At 44.0% G+C, this 20,452-nt stretch carries 14 protein-coding genes, 13 tRNA genes and 1 pseudogene; 18 read left to right on the top strand and 10 right to left on the bottom strand.

The window, feature by feature from the left end; translation table 11 throughout:
• Position 1 precedes the first annotated feature (1 nt).
• On the bottom strand, positions 2 to 1,147 hold the full coding sequence (locus GSF13_RS21220; protein WP_174169725.1) for a peptidoglycan DD-metalloendopeptidase family protein: 1,146 nt from the start codon (positions 1,145 to 1,147) through the stop codon (positions 2 to 4).
• Positions 1,148 to 1,159: 12 nt separating this feature from the next.
• Positions 1,160 to 2,701 (bottom strand): 2,3-bisphosphoglycerate-independent phosphoglycerate mutase, encoded by a 1,542-nt coding sequence (gpmM, locus tag GSF13_RS21215; RefSeq protein ID WP_211867009.1) that lies wholly within the window; start codon positions 2,699 to 2,701, stop codon positions 1,160 to 1,162.
• A gap of 277 nt (positions 2,702 to 2,978) precedes the next feature.
• Here gpmM and GSF13_RS21210 point away from each other — a divergent pair.
• The 4 genes and pseudogenes from GSF13_RS21210 (at position 2,979) to gpsA (ending at position 5,262) form a co-directional block, all read left to right on the top strand.
• Positions 2,979 to 3,409: pseudogene (locus GSF13_RS21210) on the top strand (rhodanese-like domain-containing protein).
• Positions 3,410 to 3,421: 12 nt separating this feature from the next.
• Positions 3,422 to 3,679, top strand: a complete 258-nt coding sequence (grxC, locus tag GSF13_RS21205; RefSeq protein WP_206473070.1) for a glutaredoxin 3 — start codon at positions 3,422 to 3,424, stop codon at positions 3,677 to 3,679.
• A gap of 83 nt (positions 3,680 to 3,762) precedes the next feature.
• Positions 3,763 to 4,251, top strand: coding sequence for a protein-export chaperone SecB (gene secB / locus GSF13_RS21200; protein WP_010607582.1), 489 nt, complete (start codon positions 3,763 to 3,765; stop codon positions 4,249 to 4,251).
• Between the two features lie 3 nt (positions 4,252 to 4,254).
• Positions 4,255 to 5,262, top strand: coding sequence for an NAD(P)H-dependent glycerol-3-phosphate dehydrogenase (gpsA, locus tag GSF13_RS21195; RefSeq protein WP_010607583.1), 1,008 nt, complete (start codon positions 4,255 to 4,257; stop codon positions 5,260 to 5,262).
• Positions 5,263 to 5,294: 32 nt separating this feature from the next.
• Here the strand turns inward: gpsA and GSF13_RS21190 are convergent, their stop codons facing one another.
• On the bottom strand, positions 5,295 to 5,591 hold the full coding sequence (locus GSF13_RS21190; RefSeq protein WP_211867001.1) for a hypothetical protein: 297 nt from the start codon (positions 5,589 to 5,591) through the stop codon (positions 5,295 to 5,297).
• A 127-nt stretch (positions 5,592 to 5,718) separates the two neighbouring features.
• On the opposite strand from GSF13_RS21190, the gene GSF13_RS21185 reads away from it, so the two are divergent.
• The 6 genes from GSF13_RS21185 (at position 5,719) to msrB (ending at position 13,695) form a co-directional block, all read left to right on the top strand.
• A complete protein-coding gene (locus GSF13_RS21185; RefSeq protein WP_010607584.1) occupies positions 5,719 to 6,453 on the top strand; it encodes an RNA methyltransferase in 735 nt (244 codons plus the stop codon).
• 64 nt (positions 6,454 to 6,517) lie between these two features.
• The gene (locus GSF13_RS21180) at positions 6,518 to 9,907 is read left to right on the top strand and encodes an AAA family ATPase (protein ID WP_211866999.1); all 3,390 of its coding nucleotides are present in this window, start codon (positions 6,518 to 6,520) and stop codon (positions 9,905 to 9,907) included.
• Between the two features lie 18 nt (positions 9,908 to 9,925).
• Positions 9,926 to 10,651 carry a cell division protein ZipA gene (zipA, locus tag GSF13_RS21175; RefSeq protein WP_211866997.1) on the top strand — a complete coding sequence of 242 codons (726 nt, stop codon included), beginning with the start codon at positions 9,926 to 9,928 and terminating at the stop codon, positions 10,649 to 10,651.
• 66 nt (positions 10,652 to 10,717) lie between these two features.
• Positions 10,718 to 12,736 carry an NAD-dependent DNA ligase LigA gene (gene ligA / locus GSF13_RS21170; RefSeq protein ID WP_211866995.1) on the top strand — a complete coding sequence of 673 codons (2,019 nt, stop codon included), beginning with the start codon at positions 10,718 to 10,720 and terminating at the stop codon, positions 12,734 to 12,736.
• Positions 12,737 to 12,740: 4 nt separating this feature from the next.
• A complete protein-coding gene (locus tag GSF13_RS21165) occupies positions 12,741 to 13,253 on the top strand; it encodes a DUF2919 domain-containing protein (protein ID WP_206473052.1) in 513 nt (170 codons plus the stop codon).
• A gap of 1 nt (position 13,254) precedes the next feature.
• On the top strand, positions 13,255 to 13,695 hold the full coding sequence (msrB, locus tag GSF13_RS21160) for a peptide-methionine (R)-S-oxide reductase MsrB (RefSeq protein ID WP_174169730.1): 441 nt from the start codon (positions 13,255 to 13,257) through the stop codon (positions 13,693 to 13,695).
• A gap of 23 nt (positions 13,696 to 13,718) precedes the next feature.
• Here the strand turns inward: msrB and GSF13_RS21155 are convergent, their stop codons facing one another.
• From GSF13_RS21155 to GSF13_RS21125, 7 genes are all read right to left on the bottom strand, one after another.
• Positions 13,719 to 15,350, bottom strand: coding sequence for a response regulator (locus GSF13_RS21155; RefSeq protein WP_010607591.1), 1,632 nt, complete (start codon positions 15,348 to 15,350; stop codon positions 13,719 to 13,721).
• Between the two features lie 379 nt (positions 15,351 to 15,729).
• Positions 15,730 to 15,805, bottom strand: a tRNA-Val gene (locus GSF13_RS21150).
• A gap of 131 nt (positions 15,806 to 15,936) precedes the next feature.
• Positions 15,937 to 16,012, bottom strand: a tRNA-Val gene (locus GSF13_RS21145).
• Between the two features lie 130 nt (positions 16,013 to 16,142).
• Positions 16,143 to 16,218, bottom strand: a tRNA-Val gene (locus tag GSF13_RS21140).
• A 131-nt stretch (positions 16,219 to 16,349) separates the two neighbouring features.
• Positions 16,350 to 16,425 (bottom strand) — tRNA-Val (locus tag GSF13_RS21135).
• Between the two features lie 226 nt (positions 16,426 to 16,651).
• Positions 16,652 to 16,727: transfer RNA gene (locus tag GSF13_RS21130), tRNA-Val, on the bottom strand.
• A 65-nt stretch (positions 16,728 to 16,792) separates the two neighbouring features.
• Positions 16,793 to 16,868: transfer RNA gene (locus tag GSF13_RS21125), tRNA-Val, on the bottom strand.
• A gap of 521 nt (positions 16,869 to 17,389) precedes the next feature.
• Between GSF13_RS21125 and GSF13_RS21120 the strand changes: the two genes are divergently transcribed.
• The 8 genes from GSF13_RS21120 (at position 17,390) to GSF13_RS21085 (ending at position 20,378) form a co-directional block, all read left to right on the top strand.
• A tRNA-Ala gene (locus tag GSF13_RS21120) sits at positions 17,390 to 17,465 on the top strand.
• A gap of 75 nt (positions 17,466 to 17,540) precedes the next feature.
• Positions 17,541 to 17,616 (top strand) — tRNA-Glu (locus tag GSF13_RS21115).
• Positions 17,617 to 17,715: 99 nt separating this feature from the next.
• Positions 17,716 to 17,791 (top strand) — tRNA-Glu (locus GSF13_RS21110).
• 100 nt (positions 17,792 to 17,891) lie between these two features.
• Positions 17,892 to 17,967: transfer RNA gene (locus tag GSF13_RS21105), tRNA-Glu, on the top strand.
• Between the two features lie 98 nt (positions 17,968 to 18,065).
• Positions 18,066 to 18,141 (top strand) — tRNA-Glu (locus GSF13_RS21100).
• Positions 18,142 to 18,240: 99 nt separating this feature from the next.
• Positions 18,241 to 18,316 (top strand) — tRNA-Glu (locus tag GSF13_RS21095).
• Between the two features lie 101 nt (positions 18,317 to 18,417).
• Positions 18,418 to 18,493, top strand: a tRNA-Glu gene (locus GSF13_RS21090).
• A 295-nt stretch (positions 18,494 to 18,788) separates the two neighbouring features.
• Positions 18,789 to 20,378 carry a PAS domain-containing methyl-accepting chemotaxis protein gene (locus GSF13_RS21085; RefSeq protein ID WP_174169731.1) on the top strand — a complete coding sequence of 530 codons (1,590 nt, stop codon included), beginning with the start codon at positions 18,789 to 18,791 and terminating at the stop codon, positions 20,376 to 20,378.
• The last annotated feature ends 74 nt before the right edge of the window (positions 20,379 to 20,452 follow it).

Raw genomic sequence — 20,452 nt, 5'->3', positions numbered from 1 at the left:
GTTAACTGGATCTGCACCATTTTATCGGATCTACAGCGCTTCCCTTATGCCGTATTTCAAAGTATAGACCAGGATCTCTTTGTCCGCCGCTTTGTCCTACCAAAGCGATCACTTCACCACTGCGAACTTGATCGCCAACATCGCGAAGCAGCGTTTGTGCGTGGCCGTATAGACTCATAAAACCATGACCATGATCGAGCACAATAACCCAGCCAAAGCCATTTAACCAATCTGCATACACAACTTGACCGGGGGCGACACTCGCAATTTCAGCCCCTTCTTTTGCACCAATGAGGACGCCCTTCCAATTCATGCCTGCATGTTTGCTTTGGCCGAATTTATGTTTAATTCGACCTTTGGTTGGTAAACTCATTTTGCCTTTGAGTTTGGCTAATCCATCTAAACGTACTTCGGCTTCTCTTTGTGCCTTGGCAAGCTCTTCTAACGTTTGGATTAAGGTTTGTTCATTTTCTTTTAAATAAGCAATGGCAGAGCGTGTTTCACTGAGTTTGTTATTTAGGTTTGCAAGCTGGTTTTGACGTTCTTGCTGCGCCTTCTTGAGCGCTTCCAAGCGTTCATTCTGATGGTTTTGTAGCGCTTCTAAGCGTGCTTGTGTTCTTGCTAACTCAGCTTGAGTCTGTGCCAATTCTTGGCCGATAGATTTCAGTTGTTCGAGTTGTTTAATACGTGCTTTATTTAGGTAATCATAATAGGCAATGGTGCGCTCGAGCTTTGTTGCATGCTCTTGATTAAGTAACATTCTAGAATAATCATGAGAGCCCGTCATGTAGGCACTTTTTAGCTGAGCCGCAAGGATCTTTTCAAATTTTTTCTTGTCGTTTAACAGCGTGCTTTCTTGCTTTTTAAGTTCGGCCTGCTCGGTTTGGTTTTCTTTGATCCCGATTTCTGTGAGTGAGATAGCTTTGGCACTTTTGGCAATATCAAGTTCGAAGGCTTTGAGCTTTGCTTCGTGACTGTTAATTTCACCGCGCTGCTTTTCTAATGCTTGTTGGCTAGCTTTAAGCTGTTGCTGAACTTCGCTTAAGTCTTGTTTGGTTCTAGATTCGTTGGCAACAGCGGGCGCTGTTGTCATGAGTAACGCCGCACCGAGAAGTGCGGCATAGTGAAATGTCGTTTTTAACGGCATACAGGCAGGCCGTTATTTTAAACGCATAATTGGAGTGCCTGTCATCTCGCTAGGCTGCTCCATACCAAGTAAATGCAGCATTGTTGGTGCAACATCGCTTAGTGCTTTTCCTGCTTGTGGCCCTGCATCACGACCTACATAAATAAACGGTACAGGCTCACTAGTGTGTGCTGTATGAGCTTGGCCCGTTTTCGGGTTTTGCATTTGCTCAGCATTGCCGTGGTCTGCTGTGATCAAAGCTTCACCACCGGTTTCTTTTAACGCTGCAACCACACGACCGATACACTTATCAACGGCTTCACATGCTTTTACTGCGGCTTCAAATACACCAGAGTGTCCAACCATATCACCATTCGGGTAGTTACAGATAATGACGTCAAACTCACCGCTATGAATGGCTTCAACTAACTTATCAGTTAGCATTTCTGAGTTCATTTCTGGTTGTAAGTCGTAAGTGGCAACTTGTGGAGAAGGAATAAGTTCACGTTTTTCACCTTCAAAGAGATCTTCGCGACCGCCGCTAAAGAAGAAAGTGACATGGGCATATTTTTCCGTTTCTGAAATACGCAGCTGAGTTTTGTTGTGCTTAGCTAGCCATTCACCTAGCACATTGACAAGTGCTTCAGGCGCGAAAGCGATAGGGGCTTTAATGTCGGCAGCGTATTCAGTCATCATAACAAACGCACTTAAGTCCGGTGCTTTGCGTTTTTCGAAGCCGTTAAAGTCAGCATCGACAAAAGCACGGGTCATCTGGCGCGCTCGGTCTGCACGGAAGTTCATAAAGATAACCGTATCACCATCATTGATAGTAGCGGCAGGTTGCCCAGCTTCGGTGATCACTGATGCTTTAACAAACTCATCATTTTCATCACGCGCGTAAGCTGCTTGTAGCGCTTCAACGCCATTACTATAAGTAAAATCAGCGTCGCCACTTACCATCAGGTTGTATGCAGACTCGACGCGGTCCCAACGATTGTCACGGTCCATAGCATAGTAGCGACCAATAATAGACGCTAGTCGGCCACAATTGAGTGACTGCATCAAGGCTTCCATTTTTTCAATTGATGCTTGTGCGCTGCGAGGTGGTGTATCGCGGCCATCCAAAAATGCGTGCAAATAAACGGTTGCACCGCGCTCAGCTGCTAATTTAATTGCCGCAACAATGTGATCTTCATGGCTGTGAACGCCACCTGGGCTCAATAACCCCATTAGGTGAACGGCTTTTCCCTTTGCCACGGCTTTGTCGATATTCTCAACCAGAGCTGGATTGTGCTCAAACTCACCATCGTCAATCGCTTTAGTGATCCGCGTGAAGTCTTGATAAACCACACGTCCTGCACCGAGGTTAACGTGGCCAACTTCGGAATTCCCCATTTGTCCATCCGGTAGACCAACATCAAGGCCTGAACCTGAAATCAAGGTGTGCGGAGCAGAGCGCCATAGTTCATCTAATACTGGGGTATTGGCTGCTAAAATAGCATTGCTCTCGCTTTCTTCGCGATAGCCCCAACCGTCTAAAATCATTAATACCAATGGCTTTTTCTTAGCTGTCATTTGCGCTCCTGAAATCCTGAATTAGGCACGATGTTGATGTCTTATAGCAAACGCTACAAGGTTAGATTTACTAACTTGGGCTGCAGCGCTTCGATAAGCTTGCTCTGGTTGCTGGTAAGTAGAATACCTGTTTTTGTATGAATATTCAGCCCCACAGTGATGAATTATCAACTTTGAGATTGATATTTGCTCATGTTGAACAAGTCTGTTTTGTCGAGAATAAAGCAGGTATACTTGCTGCCACTTTATCGTTTAATAATTTTTGGTTGATAAATTAATGGAACAATACGTTGCGTTTTTAGGTAACCATCCGGTACTTAGCATCATTTGGGTTGTGTTAGCCGCGATGTTAGTGAGTAGTTGGTTTAAGAGTCAGTTTTCTAAAATTAGACAAATTAACCCCAGCAGTTGACTATGCTTGTTAACCGCCAAGATGGTCAGGTACTCGATATGCGTGCAGCAAAAGAGTTTAACCAAGGTCACATTGCAGGTTCTGAGCAGGTGAATGCGGAAAAACTCAAGCAAAAAGATTTTGCTGGTCTTGAAAAACATAAATCTAAGCCCATTATATTGGTCTGTAACACAGGTATGACGGCATCTGCTGTTGCTGATAACATGCACAAAGCTGGATTCGAGCAAGTGTACGTATTATCAGGTGGTATTGGCGCATGGCAAAGTGCGGGTTTACCAATCTCTAACGGAAAATAACTGAGGTCTATGATGAGCCAAGTCGTAATTTACACCAAAGACTATTGTCCATTTTGTCATCGTGCAAAAGCACTATTAGATGCAAAAGGTGTCACATACACTGAGTATGATATTGGCGCACAGCCAGAGCTTCGTGACGAGATGATCGAAAAAGCCAACGGTGGCTATACCGTGCCACAAATCTTTATCGCTGAGCGCCATATTGGTGGTTGCGACGATATGATGGCGCTTGAAGCGAAAGGCGAACTCGATAAGCTATTACAAGCATAAGATTGATTGAGCTTTGGCTCAGCTTACTTTTTATAATGACTGCTAGGAACTAGCAGGATCACAACAGAATTTAGGAAATTATCATGGCAGAACAAAACCAAGCAGCAGAACAACAACAAGAAGGCGCTCAGTTCAACATTCAACGTATCTATACTAAAGATGTATCGTTTGAAACGCCAAACTCACCAGGTATCTTCCAAAAAGAGTGGACACCAGAAGTTAAGCTAGACATGGACACACGTTCAGCAAAGCTTGATGACAACGTTTTTGAAGTTGTTCTCGCGCTAACGGTAACGGCAACTATTGGTGAAGAAACTGCATTCCTATGTGAAATCCAACAAGCTGGTATCTTTGCAATTGCAGATCTTGAAGAAATGCAAATGGCACACATGCTAGGCGCATTCTGCCCTAACATCCTATTCCCATATGCGCGTGAAGCGGTAGCTAGCCTAGTTAACCGTGGTACTTTCCCACAGTTAAACCTTGCGCCAGTTAACTTTGACGCATTATTCGCTCAGTATATGCAGCAACGTGCGGCTCAAGCACAGCCTGAGCAAACTGCTGACGCATAATTGATGAGTACAGCAAAATCAGCTGTAACTGTATTGGGGGCGGGGTCTTATGGCACCGCCCTTGCTATTTGTTTCGCCCGAAATGGTCACCAAGTGACACTATGGGGACGCAATAGCGAACACGTTGAGGCGCTAGCAGCTGAGCGCAAAAACCAACGTTATCTTCCTGACATCCAGTTTCCAAACACGCTTGAACTTGAGGCCGATTTAGAAACGGCTGTTAAGTCTAGTGAGCGTATTTTGGTGGTTGTGCCAAGTCATGCGTTTGCAGACACCTTAAAGAAGATTAAACCTATGCTACTTGAGAATGCAAAAGTAGCTTGGGCAACCAAGGGGCTCGAACCAAATACTGGGCGATTATTGCAAGAGGTTGCACTGGATGTGTTAGGTGACGATGTGCCGCTGGCGGTGCTAAGTGGACCTACTTTTGCAAAAGAAATGGCCGCAGGATTACCTACTGCTATTTCAGTGTCTTCGATTTGTGCAAAGTTTCGTGAAGAGCTCGCAGAGCTGTTGCATTGCGGTCGCTCGTTTAGGGTGTATAGCAACGAAGACTTTATTGGTATTCAGCTCGGCGGCGCGGTCAAAAACGTTATCGCAATTGGCGCGGGCATGTCTGACGGCTTTGGTTTTGGTGCGAATGCTAGAACGGCGCTTATCACCCGAGGACTCGCTGAACTTTGTCGTTTAGGATGTGCGTTAGGCGCGCGCTCTGAAACCTTTATGGGTATGGCGGGGCTTGGTGATCTCATTCTCACTTGTACGGATAACCAGTCGCGTAATCGCCGTTTTGGCCTTGCACTTGGCTCGGGAAAGTCGGTCGATGAGGCGATGTCGAGTATAGGTCAGGTGGTCGAAGGTTATCGCAATACCAAAGAAGTTTATCTACTTGCCAAACGCACGGGTATTGAAATGCCGATCACTGAGCAGATCTATCAAGTGCTTTATGAGCAAAAAGATGTGAAAGAAGCCGCAATGGCGTTGCTTGGTCGCGAGAAGCGAGCTGAGTGATAATCGAATAGAGAGGCGTAGCTACCTCTCTATTACTCTCCAAACTTAATGTTATAGCGACGCTTAAACCACAGTAAAAATGGGATTTCAATCACGCTAAATACGACAATCGTAAACACCACCCAATTACTCTTAAAAAACACTAACGAAAATTCGATACCCTTGCCATAGTACAAACTTCCAGACACGACTAAAGAAACCGCAGTAACCAATAAATCTTGTTTGCTGATACTGGCGAGGCTTTTCTCTTTTAACTTTGGGTAAACGAATACGTAGGCCACAAAAAGTAGAATAAAGTTGAGTAAAATAAGCGTTAGCTCAGGTGACATGATTACCTCTATGCCTTGTGTGTCATTCGGCACAAGATAACATAATTTCTTAGCTTAATGCCTCGTGGAAACGCTTTTTATCTGATACTGAACAGGTATAATGGTGAATCCAACTTTTGAGGTGCACATGATCTCCAAGAATCAACAAAAACTACTTCGTGCTTTAGGGCAAAAAAAATATCGCAAACAACATGGCCTGTATTTAGTACAAGGCGAAAAGAATGTGATTGAGTTAGTTGATGCTGGGTTAGCTGTTGAACAGCTGTTCGCGACCAATGAGTTCATGACAAAGTATAAATCCAAACTCGTTAATATTGACTGTGTAGAAGCAGAAGAGGAAGTGTTGAGCAAGGTGAGTACTTTGGTGTCAAATAATGCGGCGATAGCGGTCGTTGCAATGCCGCCAGCAGAAGAAATCAATACTGCTGGGCTGGTGTTGGCATTAGATGGAGTCTCAGACCCGGGTAATCTCGGTACCATTATTCGTCTTGCTGATTGGTATGGATTAACGCAGCTCGTGGTAAGCGAAAACTGCGCCGATCAATTTAACCCTAAAGTGATCAGTGCCACTATGGGCTCATTTGTGCGTGTTAATGTGGTGAGAACCGATCTCGAGGCCTTTTTAAAACAATATCAAGGCGAGTGCTATGGTGCATTCCTTGGTGGTGAGAGCGTACATCAGTGCCAATTTAGTCGTAATGCCGTGTTGGTCATGGGTAGCGAGTCTCATGGTATTAGCGATACCATAGCGGCGCACATCAATAAAAAGGTGACTATTCCTGCGTTTGGTGGTGCTGAATCATTGAATGTGGCGATGGCTACCGGGATCATTTTGGATAATATTAAACGCTGTCATTGCTAACTCATAGATCTTACTAATGAATTGTCTTATTCTCAAAAGTAACCGCGAACAATAATAATAAGCTATGCGACTGAGTAGCATCAAACTGGCCGGCTTTAAATCTTTCGTAGAGCCAACCAAGATCCCGTTTCCTGACCAGATGACATGTGTGGTTGGGCCAAACGGCTGCGGTAAGTCTAATGTTATTGATGCAGTTCGCTGGGTACTGGGAGAAAGCTCCGCGAAAAACCTCCGTGGCGATGCCATGACGGACGTTATTTTTAACGGTTCGACCAAACGTAAACCTATCTCGCAAGCTTCTGTAGAACTGATTTTTGATAATACTCAAGGCCGGTTGCCCGGCACGTTTGCAGATCGTAACCAAATTGCCATTAAGCGCTTAGTGACGCGAGATGGCCAATCTCTTTATTTTTTAAATGGTAGTAAGTGCCGTAAGCGCGATATCACGGATATCTTTTTAGGTACTGGCCTAGGTCCTCGCAGTTACGCAATTATCGAGCAAGGGATGATCTCTCGCTTGATCGAAAGTAAGCCGCAAGAGTTAAGAGTTTTTTTAGAAGAAGCCGCCGGAATTTCAAAATATAAAGAGCGTCGACGAGAAACTCAAACTCGCATCAAGAGTACTCGCGAAAACATGGAGCGTTTGCTCGATGTTAGGCAAGAGCTACAGAGTCAGCTAGATAAACTGGCACTTCAAGCACAACAGGCGAGCGAATATAAGTCTTTAAAGTCGCAAGAGCGTGACTTAAAGTCGTGGATAGCAATTTTAAAGTGGCAAAGCCTTGAGCAAAAGCAGGCAATAAAAGCCAAAGAAATTGCCAAACTCAACGAAAAATTAGCATTTTTTAATGAAGCTCACAGTGGCCATGACAGCATTTTGGCGACGCTAGAACATGAAATTAAGCATTTCAATGATGGCTATGAGCAAGCACAACATAGCGTGCACCGAATTGAAACCCAGTTGGCAACGCTTGAGCAACAGAAGGTCAATCTAACTGAAAAAAAGCGTCAGCTTATTGAGCAGTCCCAAATACTGAAATCACAACAGCAAGAAGTGATTGAGGCGCAAGACGAGCAAGCCGAGTATGTGGCGAGCAGTGCTGAAAAAGTCGCTGAAGTTTCTGAGCGACTTGAGATTGCGCTATTGCAATTGGAAGAAATTCAACTCACAAATGAGCAAAGTGACACAGAGCAAACTCAATTAGAAGCACAGTATAATGACGCGCAGAAGCAGTATCAACAAATACATGCTCAGGTACAGCAAGGGGCAAGCCAATTAGCGCAACAACAGCAAGCTAAACTGCACATAGATAAGCGTCAGGCTGAGTTGCAGGAACAGGCTGACGCGCATCACGCATCTATGTTGGAAAATGACTTGGCTAAAGCTCAGGATGCACATCATCAGTTAGTTCAAGCGATGGCTAAATTACAAAGCCAAGCTGGTAAGTTGCAAGGTCAAGAGAAAACCAATAAAGAAGAAATCTTACAGGCACAGACTCATGCTCAAAAAGCGCTTCAGGCGTTACAAGAAGTGCAATCTGAAATAAAGGCGTTATCACGCTGGGCAGAGGAAACGTCGGAGACTTCTGCTACGACTATGTTATCGCAGCTTGTTGTTGAGTCTGGGTATGAAGAGTGCGTGGAGGCGGCACTGCTTGGGTTGACGCATTTAGTCGTTGAGCAACGCGAAATGAATACGCTGTGGCCCACTGAACTCGAAGTTCCCGCTGATTCCGTTGCGACAAAAATAAGCTCAGGACTGTTCCCCAGCTTTTTAACGAAAATAAAATTATGCGCTGAACCTACAGACTTTAAATCGTGTGAACAATTCCTTCTCGGCGTGACGGTCGGTGGCGTTATTGTGGGAGATAACTTTAAGGCCAAGGCGAAAAGCAATGAAGAGAGTGGCGCGTTAAAACGCTATGCCCAATTGCAGTCATGCCATACTCAACTTCCTGATTTGCAACAACTCGCCGAAGAGGCTGAACAGGTTGTAGCACAAAAACACATTGTTCTTGAGAACACGCAAGCTGGCTTATTAGAAACACAGCAATGCGTTCACGAAAAAGCCCAAGCGATCGCCAGCCATAAAACCAAAGTTGAAATGCTGGATGAGAATCTGAGCGCTTGGCGTGAGCAAGGACAGAAAATTCAGGAACAGCTTGATGCCATTGCTCAAGAACGAGGCGAGGTCATTGAACAACTTGAACTTTATACTGAACAGCAATTACAACGTGATGAGTTGCTAGCGCAAGTACAAGAAACACAACAACTGGCCGAGGCTAAGTTGGCCGAGTTTAAACAATATAGTCAATCTCGGCGCGCCGCATTACAAGACGCGCAGCAATTAGTTCATACTACTAAACTTGCGTCGCAGCAGGCAGAAAGTGAGCTACAGCTCAGCAATTCTAAGTTGGAACACTTGCAACATCGTTGCGATGAAATAAACCAACGCATCGAACAAACACAAGAAGACATTGTACTTTGTGAAGAGCCACTCGCGGAGGCACATGAAGATATAGAGTTATTGCTCGCCCAACATCTAGAAGCCAAAGCACAAAAGCAAACGATGTTGGATACGCTTAACCAAGCCAAGGAAAACCTCTCCCAAAAACAAGCGGCATTAAAAGATGCACAAGGCGAAGTGAGTAAACTCAATGAGTCTTTGCAACAAGTGAAACTTGAAGAGCAAAGCTTGATGATAAAGGCGCAAGCGGCACTTGAACCTTTGCAGGAGCTTGGTCGGACGCTAAAAGCGGAGCTGGCACAATTACCTGAAGACGCAAACTTGGGCCAGTATCAAGCCAATTTGAGTCGAGTCAGTAATGATCTTGGTAAGTTAGGGGCTGTAAACTTAGCTGCAATTGAAGAGTTTGAAGAAGCGAAGGCACGCAAAACCTATTTAGATACACAGCTGGATGATCTCACTAATGCGTTAGAAACGTTAGAGGCGGTGATCAGAAAAATTGATAAAGAGACCAAAACCCGCTTTAGTGCCACCTTTAATCAAGTGAATGAAGATTTAGCCGAGTTGTTTCCTAAAGTGTTTGGTGGGGGGAATGCATATCTAGAATTGACTAGCGATGACCTGCTAGAAAGTGGTGTTTCTATCATGGCAAGGCCGCCTGGTAAGAAAAACTCGACAATTCATCTGTTAAGTGGTGGAGAAAAAGCGCTGACCGCATTATCATTGGTGTTTTCAATATTCAGGCTTAATCCAGCCCCATTCTGTATGCTGGATGAAGTAGATGCACCGCTTGATGACGCAAACGTAGGGCGATTTTGTCGTTTGGTTGAAGAAATGTCGCAAACAGTGCAATTTATTTATATCAGTCATAACAAGGTCGCTATGGAAATGGCGGGTAGACTGACGGGGGTAACCATGGCAGAACCAGGGGTGTCGCGCATGGTTGCCGTAGATATAGAACAAGCGGTGCAAATGGCACAGGCATAACAACAAAAAAGGTGAGCAATGGCCACAGAGTTAAGATGGGCATTAATCGTGATCAGTGCGTTGGTCATAGGCGGGTTACTCATACATGGACTTTGGTCTGTTCGTAAGAAGAACAGCGATAAAGCTTCAAAAAAGGAGCCCAATGAACTCAAAGAGCAAACGCCGAATCATGATAAAGAGCCTGACGAACCTGAAATTGGAGAGATGACCTTTAGTGCGGTGGATGACGAGCCTGCGACTGAGGGCATTATAGCGACGGAAGAGCCTGAAACTGAGGTGCAAACCGAGAGCAGTGGATCTGAAGAGGCTGAGCCTGAAGAGAGTGCATTAGAGCCACAAGACTTTATTATTCTTCACGTTGACATGCCTGAAGGCCTGAAAATGGCAGGTTCAAGGTTGTTACCAACCGTGTTAAGCCTTGGATTTAAATATTCTGATGAGGGCTTCTTCAATCGCCATTTAGAGCCGTCCGGAAACGGTCCTGTGTTATTTAGATTGGTAAACATGTACAACCCAGGTACGTTTGATATCGATAACATGGAACAATTTAGCACCGCTGGCATTAGCCTATTTATGACCTTACCTTGTGAAGGCGATAACTTGGCTGCATTTAATATGCTTCACAGTGCATCGAAAAAACTAGCTGAAGAGTTTGGTGCAACCGTACTTGATAAAGACCGCGAGCCGTTAACGGTTGAAGCCGTGCGTGGTTATGTTGAAAAAGTGCGTGAATTCGCCGCTTAATCGCTACTTAGAATTATTTTTAAGCCACTGGCATCCGCTGGTGGCTTTTTACGTTTAGAGGTTTAAATGTCAGACAACATTGAAAGCCAAGTTGCAGCTCTTAGGCAGCAACTCGAAGATTACAATTACCAATATTATGTTCTAGATAACCCAAGTGTGCCTGATGCGGAATATGATCGTGTAATGCGCCAGTTGATGGTGCTTGAGCAGCAGCATCCTGAGTTACAAAGTCCGGATTCCCCATCGCAGAAAGTGGGTGGTGAAGCGCTTAGCAAGTTTGAGCAAGTAACACACAGAGTACCTATGTTGTCGCTCGATAATGCCTTCGACGAAAGTGAATTTACGGCATTTAATCGCCGTTTAAAAGAGCGCCTATTGACAAGTAAAGATGTTACTTTTTGCTGTGAACCAAAGCTCGATGGCTTGGCTGTGTCTATTTTGTATCGTGATGGTGTGCTCGTTCAAGCGGCGACAAGGGGAGATGGTCAAGTTGGGGAAAACATCACTGAGAACGTCAAAACCATTCGCAATATTCCGCTGAAACTGCGTGGAGAACATATTCCGCATGAAGTAGAAGTGCGTGGTGAAGTTTTTATGGATACTGCGGGTTTCATTAAGCTAAATGAAACGGCACAAGCGAAAGGTGATAAGACCTTTGCAAACCCAAGGAATGCGGCAGCGGGAAGTCTGCGCCAATTAGACTCAAAAATTACCGCTAAGCGTCCATTGATGTTTTATGCTTATTCTATGGGTTTAGTTGAAGGCGGTGAGCTGGCCAACGAGCACTATGCGCAGCTACAGCAATTACAAGGTTGGGGCTTGCCAATGAGCCCTGAGACAAAGCTTGTCGATAATGCACAGCAAGCTTTGGCTTATTATCAAGATATCATGACGCGCCGTGCTGAGCTTCCCTATGAAATTGATGGCGTAGTGATCAAAGTGAATGATAAAGCGCAGCAAGAGCAGCTTGGTTTTGTTGCTCGTGCGCCGCGCTGGGCGATTGCATTTAAGTTCCCTGCACAAGAAGAGATCACTCAGCTGCTTGATGTTGAGTTTCAGGTCGGTCGTACTGGGGCGATCACGCCCGTCGCACGCTTAGAGCCTGTTTTTGTTGGTGGTGTTACGGTATCGAATGCCACGCTTCATAATGGTGATGAAATTGCGCGTTTAGGTGTAAAGATTGGTGATACCGTTATTGTACGCCGAGCTGGGGATGTGATCCCTCAGGTAACTCAGGTCGTGTTAGATAGGCGTCCAGATGATGCCAAAGAGATTGAGTTCCCAGATACTTGTCCGGTGTGTGATTCTCATGTTGAACGCGTTGAAGGAGAAGCGGTTGCGCGTTGTACTGGCGGTTTAGTGTGCCGTGCACAACGTAAAGAAGCAATTAAGCACTTTGCATCGAGAAAGGCCCTCGACATAGATGGCCTTGGCGACAAAATAGTTGAGCAGTTAGTTGAGCGCGAGCTAATCAAAACCCCTGCCGATCTGTTTACCTTAAGACAAGGGCATTTTGAGTCTCTTGAACGTATGGGACCTAAGTCTGCTAAAAACTTGGTTGCGGCACTTGAAGAAGCAAAGCAAACAACGTTAGCCAAATTTTTGTATTCGCTTGGGATCAGAGAAGTCGGTGAAGCGACAGCACAAAACTTGGCAAATCACTTCCTGACGCTTGAAAAAGTGATGGCCGCCTCCATTGATACTCTACAGCAAGTAAGTGATGTTGGTGTTGTTGTTGCACAGCACATCCATAGCTTTTTTGCCGAGCAGCACAATCAAGAAGTGGTAACTGCATTGATTGAAGTGGGTGTAACTTGGCAAGATGTGGCAGCACCGTCAGAGGATGCACAGCCTTTAGCAGGGCTAACTTATGTGTTGACTGGAACCTTGAGCCAACTGAACCGCAACGATGCTAAAGCGAGATTGCAAGCGCTTGGCGCTAAGGTCGCGGGTAGTGTGTCGAAAAATACGGATGCAGTTTATGCCGGCGAAAAAGCAGGCTCTAAGCTCACTAAGGCACAAGAGCTAGGTGTTGAGGTGTTCGATGAAGAGGCGCTGATCGCACTGTTAAACAAATACGAGTAGTAAAATGAAATCAGTAACACGATACGGCCCTGAATACTGGGATAAATATGGCGTTTATCGTACACCAATCGCTTTTAATTTAGCGCTGGTTGTGTTGCTCCGCCCGTTGCTTATTTGGGTGTTTTCCGCACTTGCGAGACGCCCTGACTTGGATTTGATGTCGCTATTTTTTGAGTCTAAGTTTCACTTTTTTGTCGCGACAGGGATCGCTTGTATCGCGCTCATACCAACCGTTGTGTTTTCTCTTCGGCGGCCAACAAGCTCTTCAAAGCTCGCAGCCGTCTGGCGTTATATGCGTTTGCCACTTATATTAACAGCAGTACTCGATTTGGCGTGGTTGATCCTGCAAGCTGGGAAAACCCATTATAGTTTTTCTCCTTATATTGCCGTACAAATTGTATTGGTGAGTTGGGTACTTTTATATTTAATTAAAAGTCGCTATCTAAGCTGCTTTTTTGGCGATTGGCCACTTCCTGTTGAAGAGCAAAAGACAGAAGTAAACAAGAGAGAGAATTGAGATGTTAAAGTGGTTAGATATACTAAACTTTGCCAGAAATGGTAATCCTGTTGCTCCTCGCAGAGTTGATAAATCGGACCAGCAATGGCAATCAGAGCTTGCTCCAGAAACTTACATGATCACTCGGAAAAAGGGGACCGAGCGACCGTTTAGTTCACAAAGTTGTCAGCTTTTTGAACCTGGTAAATACTACTGCGTATGCTGTGGCGAGCTGTTATTCGATGCCGAAGAAAAGTTTGATAGTGGCTCTGGTTGGCCCTCGTTTACACAGCCTGCAGCAGTGGAAGTGGTGGCGTATCATGGCGATAAGAGCCATGGAATGACGCGCATCGAAATCACTTGTAACGTGTGTGATAGCCACTTAGGTCACGTATTCCCTGATGGCCCTGAACCAAGTGGACTGCGTTATTGTGTTAATGCCCTTGCAATGGAAAAGAAATAGCTCAATTGCGATAAAACAAGTGATTACTCAAAGTCGAGTTTCATTTCATGTAGTTTAGCTTTGAGTTTACCGTAGCGGATCTGCTGTTCACTATCCAACTCAGACTGATTTAGCAAGGTAGTACAACGCTTTGCTAAATTGGAATTAAAAGTACTTCCTGACTTAGCACAACTATCACTCATACATTGCAGTAAATTTAGCGCTATTCCTGAGTTTTTAGGCATAATTCTAAATGCTTGAGTGAATGCCTCCAAAGCGGTTTCATATTGTCCTTTGTTAAACTGTGTGACCGCATGATTATTGAGCTCTCTTGGGCCCATGGTGATCTCTTTTTTCTCTTGCTGCTGCTGATATAGATAGTGCATTGTGATGGGATCTGCGCTTGAGTTATGGCGTTCACAGTGTGCAATAACTTGACTAAATAGCTCCTGAGCTTTGTGGTTTAATCCCACCTCATGTAGTGCTTTTGCTTTGTCTAAAGTGGAATCTACCGAGCGAATAACGGGTTCATCTTCTAACTGTTCTAGCAGTTGTTTCGCTTTTTTATGCTCATCTTTTAGATAATGGACGCGGGCGTTGAGGACATCGATTTGCGCTTGAGTTTGCGCGTTTGGAAATTGCTGTTTTAAATCACTCAGGTATTGTTGCGTTTGCCTTGTGAGACGAGTGACTTGGTCTGATTGATCGGTACTCAAGGCAAAGTCTATTCCTGCTCGTGCGGCGTTCAAATACACTTCTGGTTTGTCATGGATCGAGTAGCGCGCGAAACTTGCGATATCTTTATGCGCTTTATAGCTGGCTTCATAGTCGTGATTAATTTGCGCAACTCGACCAAGTGACTGTTGCCTATTTATGTTTCTGGGTGCCATCTCAATTGCTTGCTCTAACAATTGTTGGGCATTCTCATATTGGTTTAGTTTTATTTCGAGTTTGCTCAATAAATCGAGCGCAGGAAGACGAGTTTCCGGTCGCTCTATTAAGGTTTTCAACATCTTCTGAGCAATAACATCTTCATTGTTGGTAATGAGCGCCTCGACCAAGCCTAGCTTTGCCCATGTAAACTTTTGCAGAGCCAAAACCGACTTGTAAAAAGACTTTGCTTCTTCTAATTGATTGAGTCTGAGTAGAAGTTCTCCTTTTAGCTTTAGGAGTAGGGAAGTGTAGTTATGATCTTTGTTGTCTAGTTCTAGATCTAGCGCTTTTAAGGCCTTTGAATAGTTCTTATCGTCTACAAGCAAGTTTATATGCCTTAAAGCCTGTTTACGCTTTAAAACTCGTTCTATACGGTTTTGTAGTTCTTTTATTGAAAAGGGCTTAACTAAAAAGTCATCGGGTTGGAGTTCGATAATACTATGGACTAACTCGGGGCTAGTTTCAGAAGAAATAAAAATAAAAGCGGTACTTGAGCGAATTAACTGTTTGGACCGTAACTCTTCATAAAATTGATAGCCATTTTGCTTTTTTGCTAAACCAAAAGAGCATACGATGAGATCAAACTTATTGATAGTGCAAAGCTCTTTTGCACTGTCTGCACTTTCTGCAAATTTTAAATTTCTGAAATCTAACTGTTCTAAAGATTGTTTCATATAGCTCAATGCTAATGGTTGATCTTCAACGATTAACATTTTGGCATTTTGAATAGATGGAGCTGACATAGAAACAATTTTTAGACAATGGCTTTGCTTCTAGTCTAGTACTTAGGTGTAGTTTTGAAAACAAAAATTAACTCATTTTTAGTAGGTTAGTCTATTTAGCTTGTCCCAACTATTTACTGAGGTTAGTGTCAAAATAGTTAAGGGTATAACCAAAATTTGGGAGGCTGAGTAGAGTATCTAATTAGTTAGTAAATGAGAAAAACGAGGTTGTTTCTATGGACTTTATGGCAGGTTTAAGTTTATTCAGTTTGATGTGCTGTTTGAGTATGTGATAAGTAATAACGACTGTACGGAAAGTGAAGTGGTGTAATGGATTTAAAGCTGTGACTTTAGCCTTAGTGCGATGTTTTGCATAGACCACTCTATCTAGAAAATAAAGTGGTGGGTTGTACTGGACTTGAACCAGTGACCCTCGCCTTGTAAGGGCGATGCTCTCCCAACTGAGCTAACAACCCGAATTGTGTTTCAATTTATACTCTTGAATAGAGTTATGGTGGGTTGTACTCGACTTAAACCAGTGACCCTTGCCTTGAACAGGCTTAGTGCGATGCTTTGCATCGACCACTCCATCTAATAAAGGATAAAGTGGTGGGTTGTACTGGACTTGAACCAGTGACCCTCGCCTTGTAAGGGCGATGCTCTCCCAACTGAGCTAACAACCCAAATTGTGTTTCAATTTATACTCTTGAATAGAGTTATGGTGGGTTGTACTGGACTTAACCAGTGACCCTTGCCTTGAACAGGCTTAGTGCGATGCTTTACATCGACCACTCCATCTAATAAAGGATAAAGTGGTGGGTTGTACTGGACTTGAACCAGTGACCCTCGCCTTGTAAGGGCGATGCTCTCCCAACTGAGCTAACAACCCAAATTGTGTTTCAATTTATACTCTTGAATAGAGTTATGGTGGGTTGTACTGGACTTGAACCAGTGACCCTTGCCTTGAACAGGCTTAGTGCGATGCTTTACATCGACCACTCTATCTAATAAAGAATAAAGTGGTGGGTTGTACTGGACTTGAACCAGTGACCCTCGCCTTGTAAGGGCGATGCTCTCCCAACTGAGCTAACAACCCAAATTGTGTTTCAATTTATACTCTTGAACAGAGTTATGGTGGGTTGTACTGGACTTGAACCAGTGACCCTTGCCTTGAACAGGCTTAGTGCGATGCTTTGCATCGACCACTCTATCTAATAAAAAATAAAGTGGTGGGTTGTACTGGACTTGAACCAGTGACCCTCGCCTTGCTCAGGCTTAGTGCGATGCTTTGCATCAACCACTCTATCTAATAAAGAATAAAGTGGTGGGTTGTACTGGACTTGAACCAGTGACCCTCGCCTTGTAAGGGCGATGCTCTCCCAACTGAGCTAACAACCCAAATTGTGTTTCAATTTATACTCTTGAATAGAGTTTAATGTCCAATTCTAATCTAAGAGTAGAAGTGGTGGGTTGTACTGGACTTGAACCAGTGACCCTCGCCTTGTAAGGGCGATGCTCTCCCAACTGAGCTAACAACCCAAATTGTATTACAACGTCTGCCGTTGTGGGGCGGTATTATAGGTTTAGTTTGAAAAGAGTCAACACTTAACTTTAAAAAACTATACTGTGTGATGTTTTTATGCTCAATGCTTTAAGCTCTTCATTATAGAAGAGGTGAGGGGCCTTATATTTTTGGTCCAAGAATCATCTTATTTTGGGGGAAAGTAAGTTGCTGTGCTTTGCATGTTATAGCGAAAAATTAAGCAGGGTTGGATACCATGCGGAATAAGAAAAGAGCCGTAAATCACTCTGGCCTAATTGGATTTAAAACAAAAAGGCAGAGGTTCGGTAACTATGCGTTTTAAATTGTGTAATAAATAATCCAATTCAAGGTGTTAGGCTTGCAAAGGGAAGTGGTTTGGTTATATTCTACGCTTCTTGATTTAAAATGAATCAGTTAGAAAAAACTTTCATAAAAGTTGTTGACTTTATTTTTGCTCCTGCATAGAATGCGCCCCGCACTCAGCGATACAGGCTAGCAGTTCAGGTCTGACTATTATGGGGCTATAGCTCAGCTGGGAGAGCGCTTGCATGGCATGCAAGAGGTCGACGGTTCGATCCCGTCTAGCTCCACCAATTTATCGTTAGTGCATATGTCCTAGTACATAATTCAAATGGCAACGCCTCGAGTGCGAAGTTGTTTGATATTGTGTCCCCTTCGTCTAGAGGCCTAGGACACCGCCCTTTCACGGCGGTAACAGGGGTTCGAATCCCCTAGGGGACGCCACTTACTTTGGTAAGTAACTCGGTTAGCAAGAGAATAAACCGCTAAATAAAGTCCTAGTGACACAGAAATAGCAAGTCTGTGATTTGCAAAAAATTCTGCGTCCCCTTCGTCTAGAGGCCTAGGACACCGCCCTTTCACGGCGGTAACAGGGGTTCGAATCCCCTAGGGGACGCCACTTACTTTAGTAAGTAACTCGGTTAGCAAGAGTATAAACCGCTAAATCAAGTCCTAGTGACACAGAAATAGCAAGTCTGTGATTTGCAAAAAAATTCTGCGTCCCCTTCGTCTAGAGGCCTAGGACACCGCCCTTTCACGGCGGTAACAGGGGTTCGAATCCCCTAGGGGACGCCACTTACTTTGATAAGTAACTCGGTTAGCAAGAGTATAAACCGCTAAATCAAGTCCTAGTGACACAGAAATAGCAAGTCTTTGATTTGCAAAAATTCTGCGTCCCCTTCGTCTAGAGGCCTAGGACACCGCCCTTTCACGGCGGTAACAGGGGTTCGAATCCCCTAGGGGACGCCACTTACTTTGATAAGTAACTCGGTTAGCAAGAGTATAAACCGCTAAATCAAGTCCTAGTGACACAGAAATAGCAAGTCTGTGATTTGCAAAAAATTCTGCGTCCCCTTCGTCTAGAGGCCTAGGACACCGCCCTTTCACGGCGGTAACAGGGGTTCGAATCCCCTAGGGGACGCCACTTACATTAGTAAGTAACTCGGTTAGCAAGAGTATAAACCGCTAAATCAAGTCCTAGTGACACAGAAATAGCAAGTCTGTGATTTGCAAAAAAAATTCTGCGTCCCCTTCGTCTAGAGGCCTAGGACACCGCCCTTTCACGGCGGTAACAGGGGTTCGAATCCCCTAGGGGACGCCACTTACTTTCCATCTTCTATTCTAATCATATTCATATTGCCTTTCTTAGTTGTTTAAGTTCAGAACTCTGCTAGCTTTTATATTAACTTTCTGTTGTTCGTTAAGCATTCATACCAATTTGTCTTAGTACTTGATCCTTCAAAATAGCACACTTAATTGTGTAAATTGGTATCAAATCATATTTCACTATGATCTCAATCAGTCTTTTGGTGAAATCTCTTACGGTTTTTAAGAAAGTAATAATTTATTATCTATTGCCCTTTTTAATTATTGCCCTTTTTAATCGAGAGCGAGCTATGACAAAAGGTAGAGCTGATTACACAGGAAAAGAGAATGATTATCCAAGTTCTTACAATCTACTTTCAACGACAAACGTAAAAGGTCAGATAAAGTATGCGAATTCGCAGTTTTGTGAAGTTGCAGGGTTTTCACTTAGCGAGTTAGAGGGGAAGCCTCACAATATCGTTAGGCATCCAACAATGCCTAAAGCCGCTTTCAAGAACCTATGGGATTATATTGAAGCGGGTAAACCTTGGATGGGAATGGTTAAAAACCGCTGCAAGAATGGTGATCACTATTGGGTTAATGCTTTTGTCACTCCTATTAAAGATGCATCCGGTAAGATTGTCGAATATCAATCAGTGAGGACAAAGCCAAGCCGGGAAGTTGTCAACCGTGCAGAGAGCATCTATGCCGATTTAAATAATGGTGTTTCACCAAGTAAATTTACTCGAGCCTCTTGGTCCTTATCAGCTCAAATGATGGCAATAATAATTGTTTTCTATGCCTTAACCATGTTGATCTCAGCTTTATCATCACCTTGGAATTACCTCGCTGAAACTCTACTTACTCTTGCTGTTTTATTTATTACTTATTCTCGCCTTGCTCCAGTGCGGTCGCTCAGCGAAAAAGCAAAAAAAGTATACGATAACCCTCTGATGCAAAAAGTGTATCTCAATAAGGTTAATGATGTTGCATCTATAGAGCTTGCTTTACTCGCTAGAGAATCCGAGCTTCGGGCTGTGCTTGGGCGTGTTAAAGATGCTAGTGCCACCGTTTCAGAATACGCAACCAAAACGATGCAAGAATGCAAAACGAGTTCTGATATTTTAAATCGACAGCAAGCGCAAACCGGCTCCTTAGCAACAGCAATTAATCAGATGTCTGTTTCGATTGGTGAAATAGCCTCTAATACTAACAATGCAGCGCAGCAATCCGAAGCGGCGCTTGAATCCGTTGTGAGAGGCAACAAAGCCGTTGATGACAATATGGAGAATAATTATGCTTTATCGGAAGAGCTATCTCGCACTCAAAAAGACATAGAAGATCTTAATGCGCAAACGGTTAACATCGAAGGGGTTGTTGATGTGATCCGTGGGATCTCCGAGCAAACCAACTTACTCGCTTTAAATGCTGCTATCGAGGCTGCACGTGCAGGGGAACAAGGCAGAGGGTTTGCGGTTGTTGCTGATGAGGTAAGGGCGCTTGCGCAAAGGACACAAGATTCGACAACCGAGATTAATGGTATTATTGCCGATCTGAGGCAACGAGCAGAGAGGGCAGTTACTGCAATTCAAAGTGGAGTAGAGCGTTCTTCTGAATGTGTAGTAAAGGCAGAAGGCACTAAAGTGAGCCTTGAAACGATCAACACAATAGTAAATGAAATATCAGGTTTGAACTATCAAATTGCGACATCGACAGAAGAGATGTCGAGTGTTTCTAATGAGCTAAACGCAAATGCAGTGACAATTTCAGGCCTTGCGGATGAGTCTATGAAAAGTGCGCGCAAGACGCATGAAACGATGAAAAATACAGAGCAGGCTTTAGAAAACCAAGAAGTGCTCGTCGAGCAGTTTATTCGCAAATTAAACCGTGCCCACCGTTGAGTGGATAACTTACGGTAATACAGCACTTACTTCGTTGTGTATGGGAGGAGATTAATCAGAGCTATCTAGCTCTG

It is taken from the genome of Pseudoalteromonas sp. M8 (assembly GCF_018141365.1).
In the GTDB taxonomy this organism is placed as follows: Bacteria; Pseudomonadota; Gammaproteobacteria; order Enterobacterales; family Alteromonadaceae; genus Pseudoalteromonas.
The sequence above is the reverse complement of the archived record's forward strand: the minus strand, read 5'-3'. Positions and strand labels throughout refer to the sequence as shown.

What these genes read in the sequence shown, in the direction of transcription:
- GSF13_RS21220 (WP_174169725.1), bottom strand. Translation starts at nt 1,147, where the DNA reads ATGCCGTTAAAAACGACATTTCACTATGCCGCACTTCTCGGTGCGGCG.
- gpmM (WP_211867009.1), bottom strand. Translation starts at nt 2,701, where the DNA reads ATGACAGCTAAGAAAAAGCCATTGGTATTAATGATTTTAGACGGTTGG.
- grxC (WP_206473070.1), top strand. Translation starts at nt 3,422, where the DNA reads ATGAGCCAAGTCGTAATTTACACCAAAGACTATTGTCCATTTTGTCAT.
- secB (WP_010607582.1), top strand. Translation starts at nt 3,763, where the DNA reads ATGGCAGAACAAAACCAAGCAGCAGAACAACAACAAGAAGGCGCTCAG.
- gpsA (WP_010607583.1), top strand. Translation starts at nt 4,255, where the DNA reads ATGAGTACAGCAAAATCAGCTGTAACTGTATTGGGGGCGGGGTCTTAT.
- GSF13_RS21190 (WP_211867001.1), bottom strand. Translation starts at nt 5,591, where the DNA reads ATGTCACCTGAGCTAACGCTTATTTTACTCAACTTTATTCTACTTTTT.
- GSF13_RS21185 (WP_010607584.1), top strand. Translation starts at nt 5,719, where the DNA reads ATGATCTCCAAGAATCAACAAAAACTACTTCGTGCTTTAGGGCAAAAA.
- GSF13_RS21180 (WP_211866999.1), top strand. Translation starts at nt 6,518, where the DNA reads ATGCGACTGAGTAGCATCAAACTGGCCGGCTTTAAATCTTTCGTAGAG.
- zipA (WP_211866997.1), top strand. Translation starts at nt 9,926, where the DNA reads ATGGCCACAGAGTTAAGATGGGCATTAATCGTGATCAGTGCGTTGGTC.
- ligA (WP_211866995.1), top strand. Translation starts at nt 10,718, where the DNA reads ATGTCAGACAACATTGAAAGCCAAGTTGCAGCTCTTAGGCAGCAACTC.
- GSF13_RS21165 (WP_206473052.1), top strand. Translation starts at nt 12,741, where the DNA reads ATGAAATCAGTAACACGATACGGCCCTGAATACTGGGATAAATATGGC.
- msrB (WP_174169730.1), top strand. Translation starts at nt 13,255, where the DNA reads ATGTTAAAGTGGTTAGATATACTAAACTTTGCCAGAAATGGTAATCCT.
- GSF13_RS21155 (WP_010607591.1), bottom strand. Translation starts at nt 15,350, where the DNA reads ATGTCAGCTCCATCTATTCAAAATGCCAAAATGTTAATCGTTGAAGAT.
- GSF13_RS21085 (WP_174169731.1), top strand. Translation starts at nt 18,789, where the DNA reads ATGACAAAAGGTAGAGCTGATTACACAGGAAAAGAGAATGATTATCCA.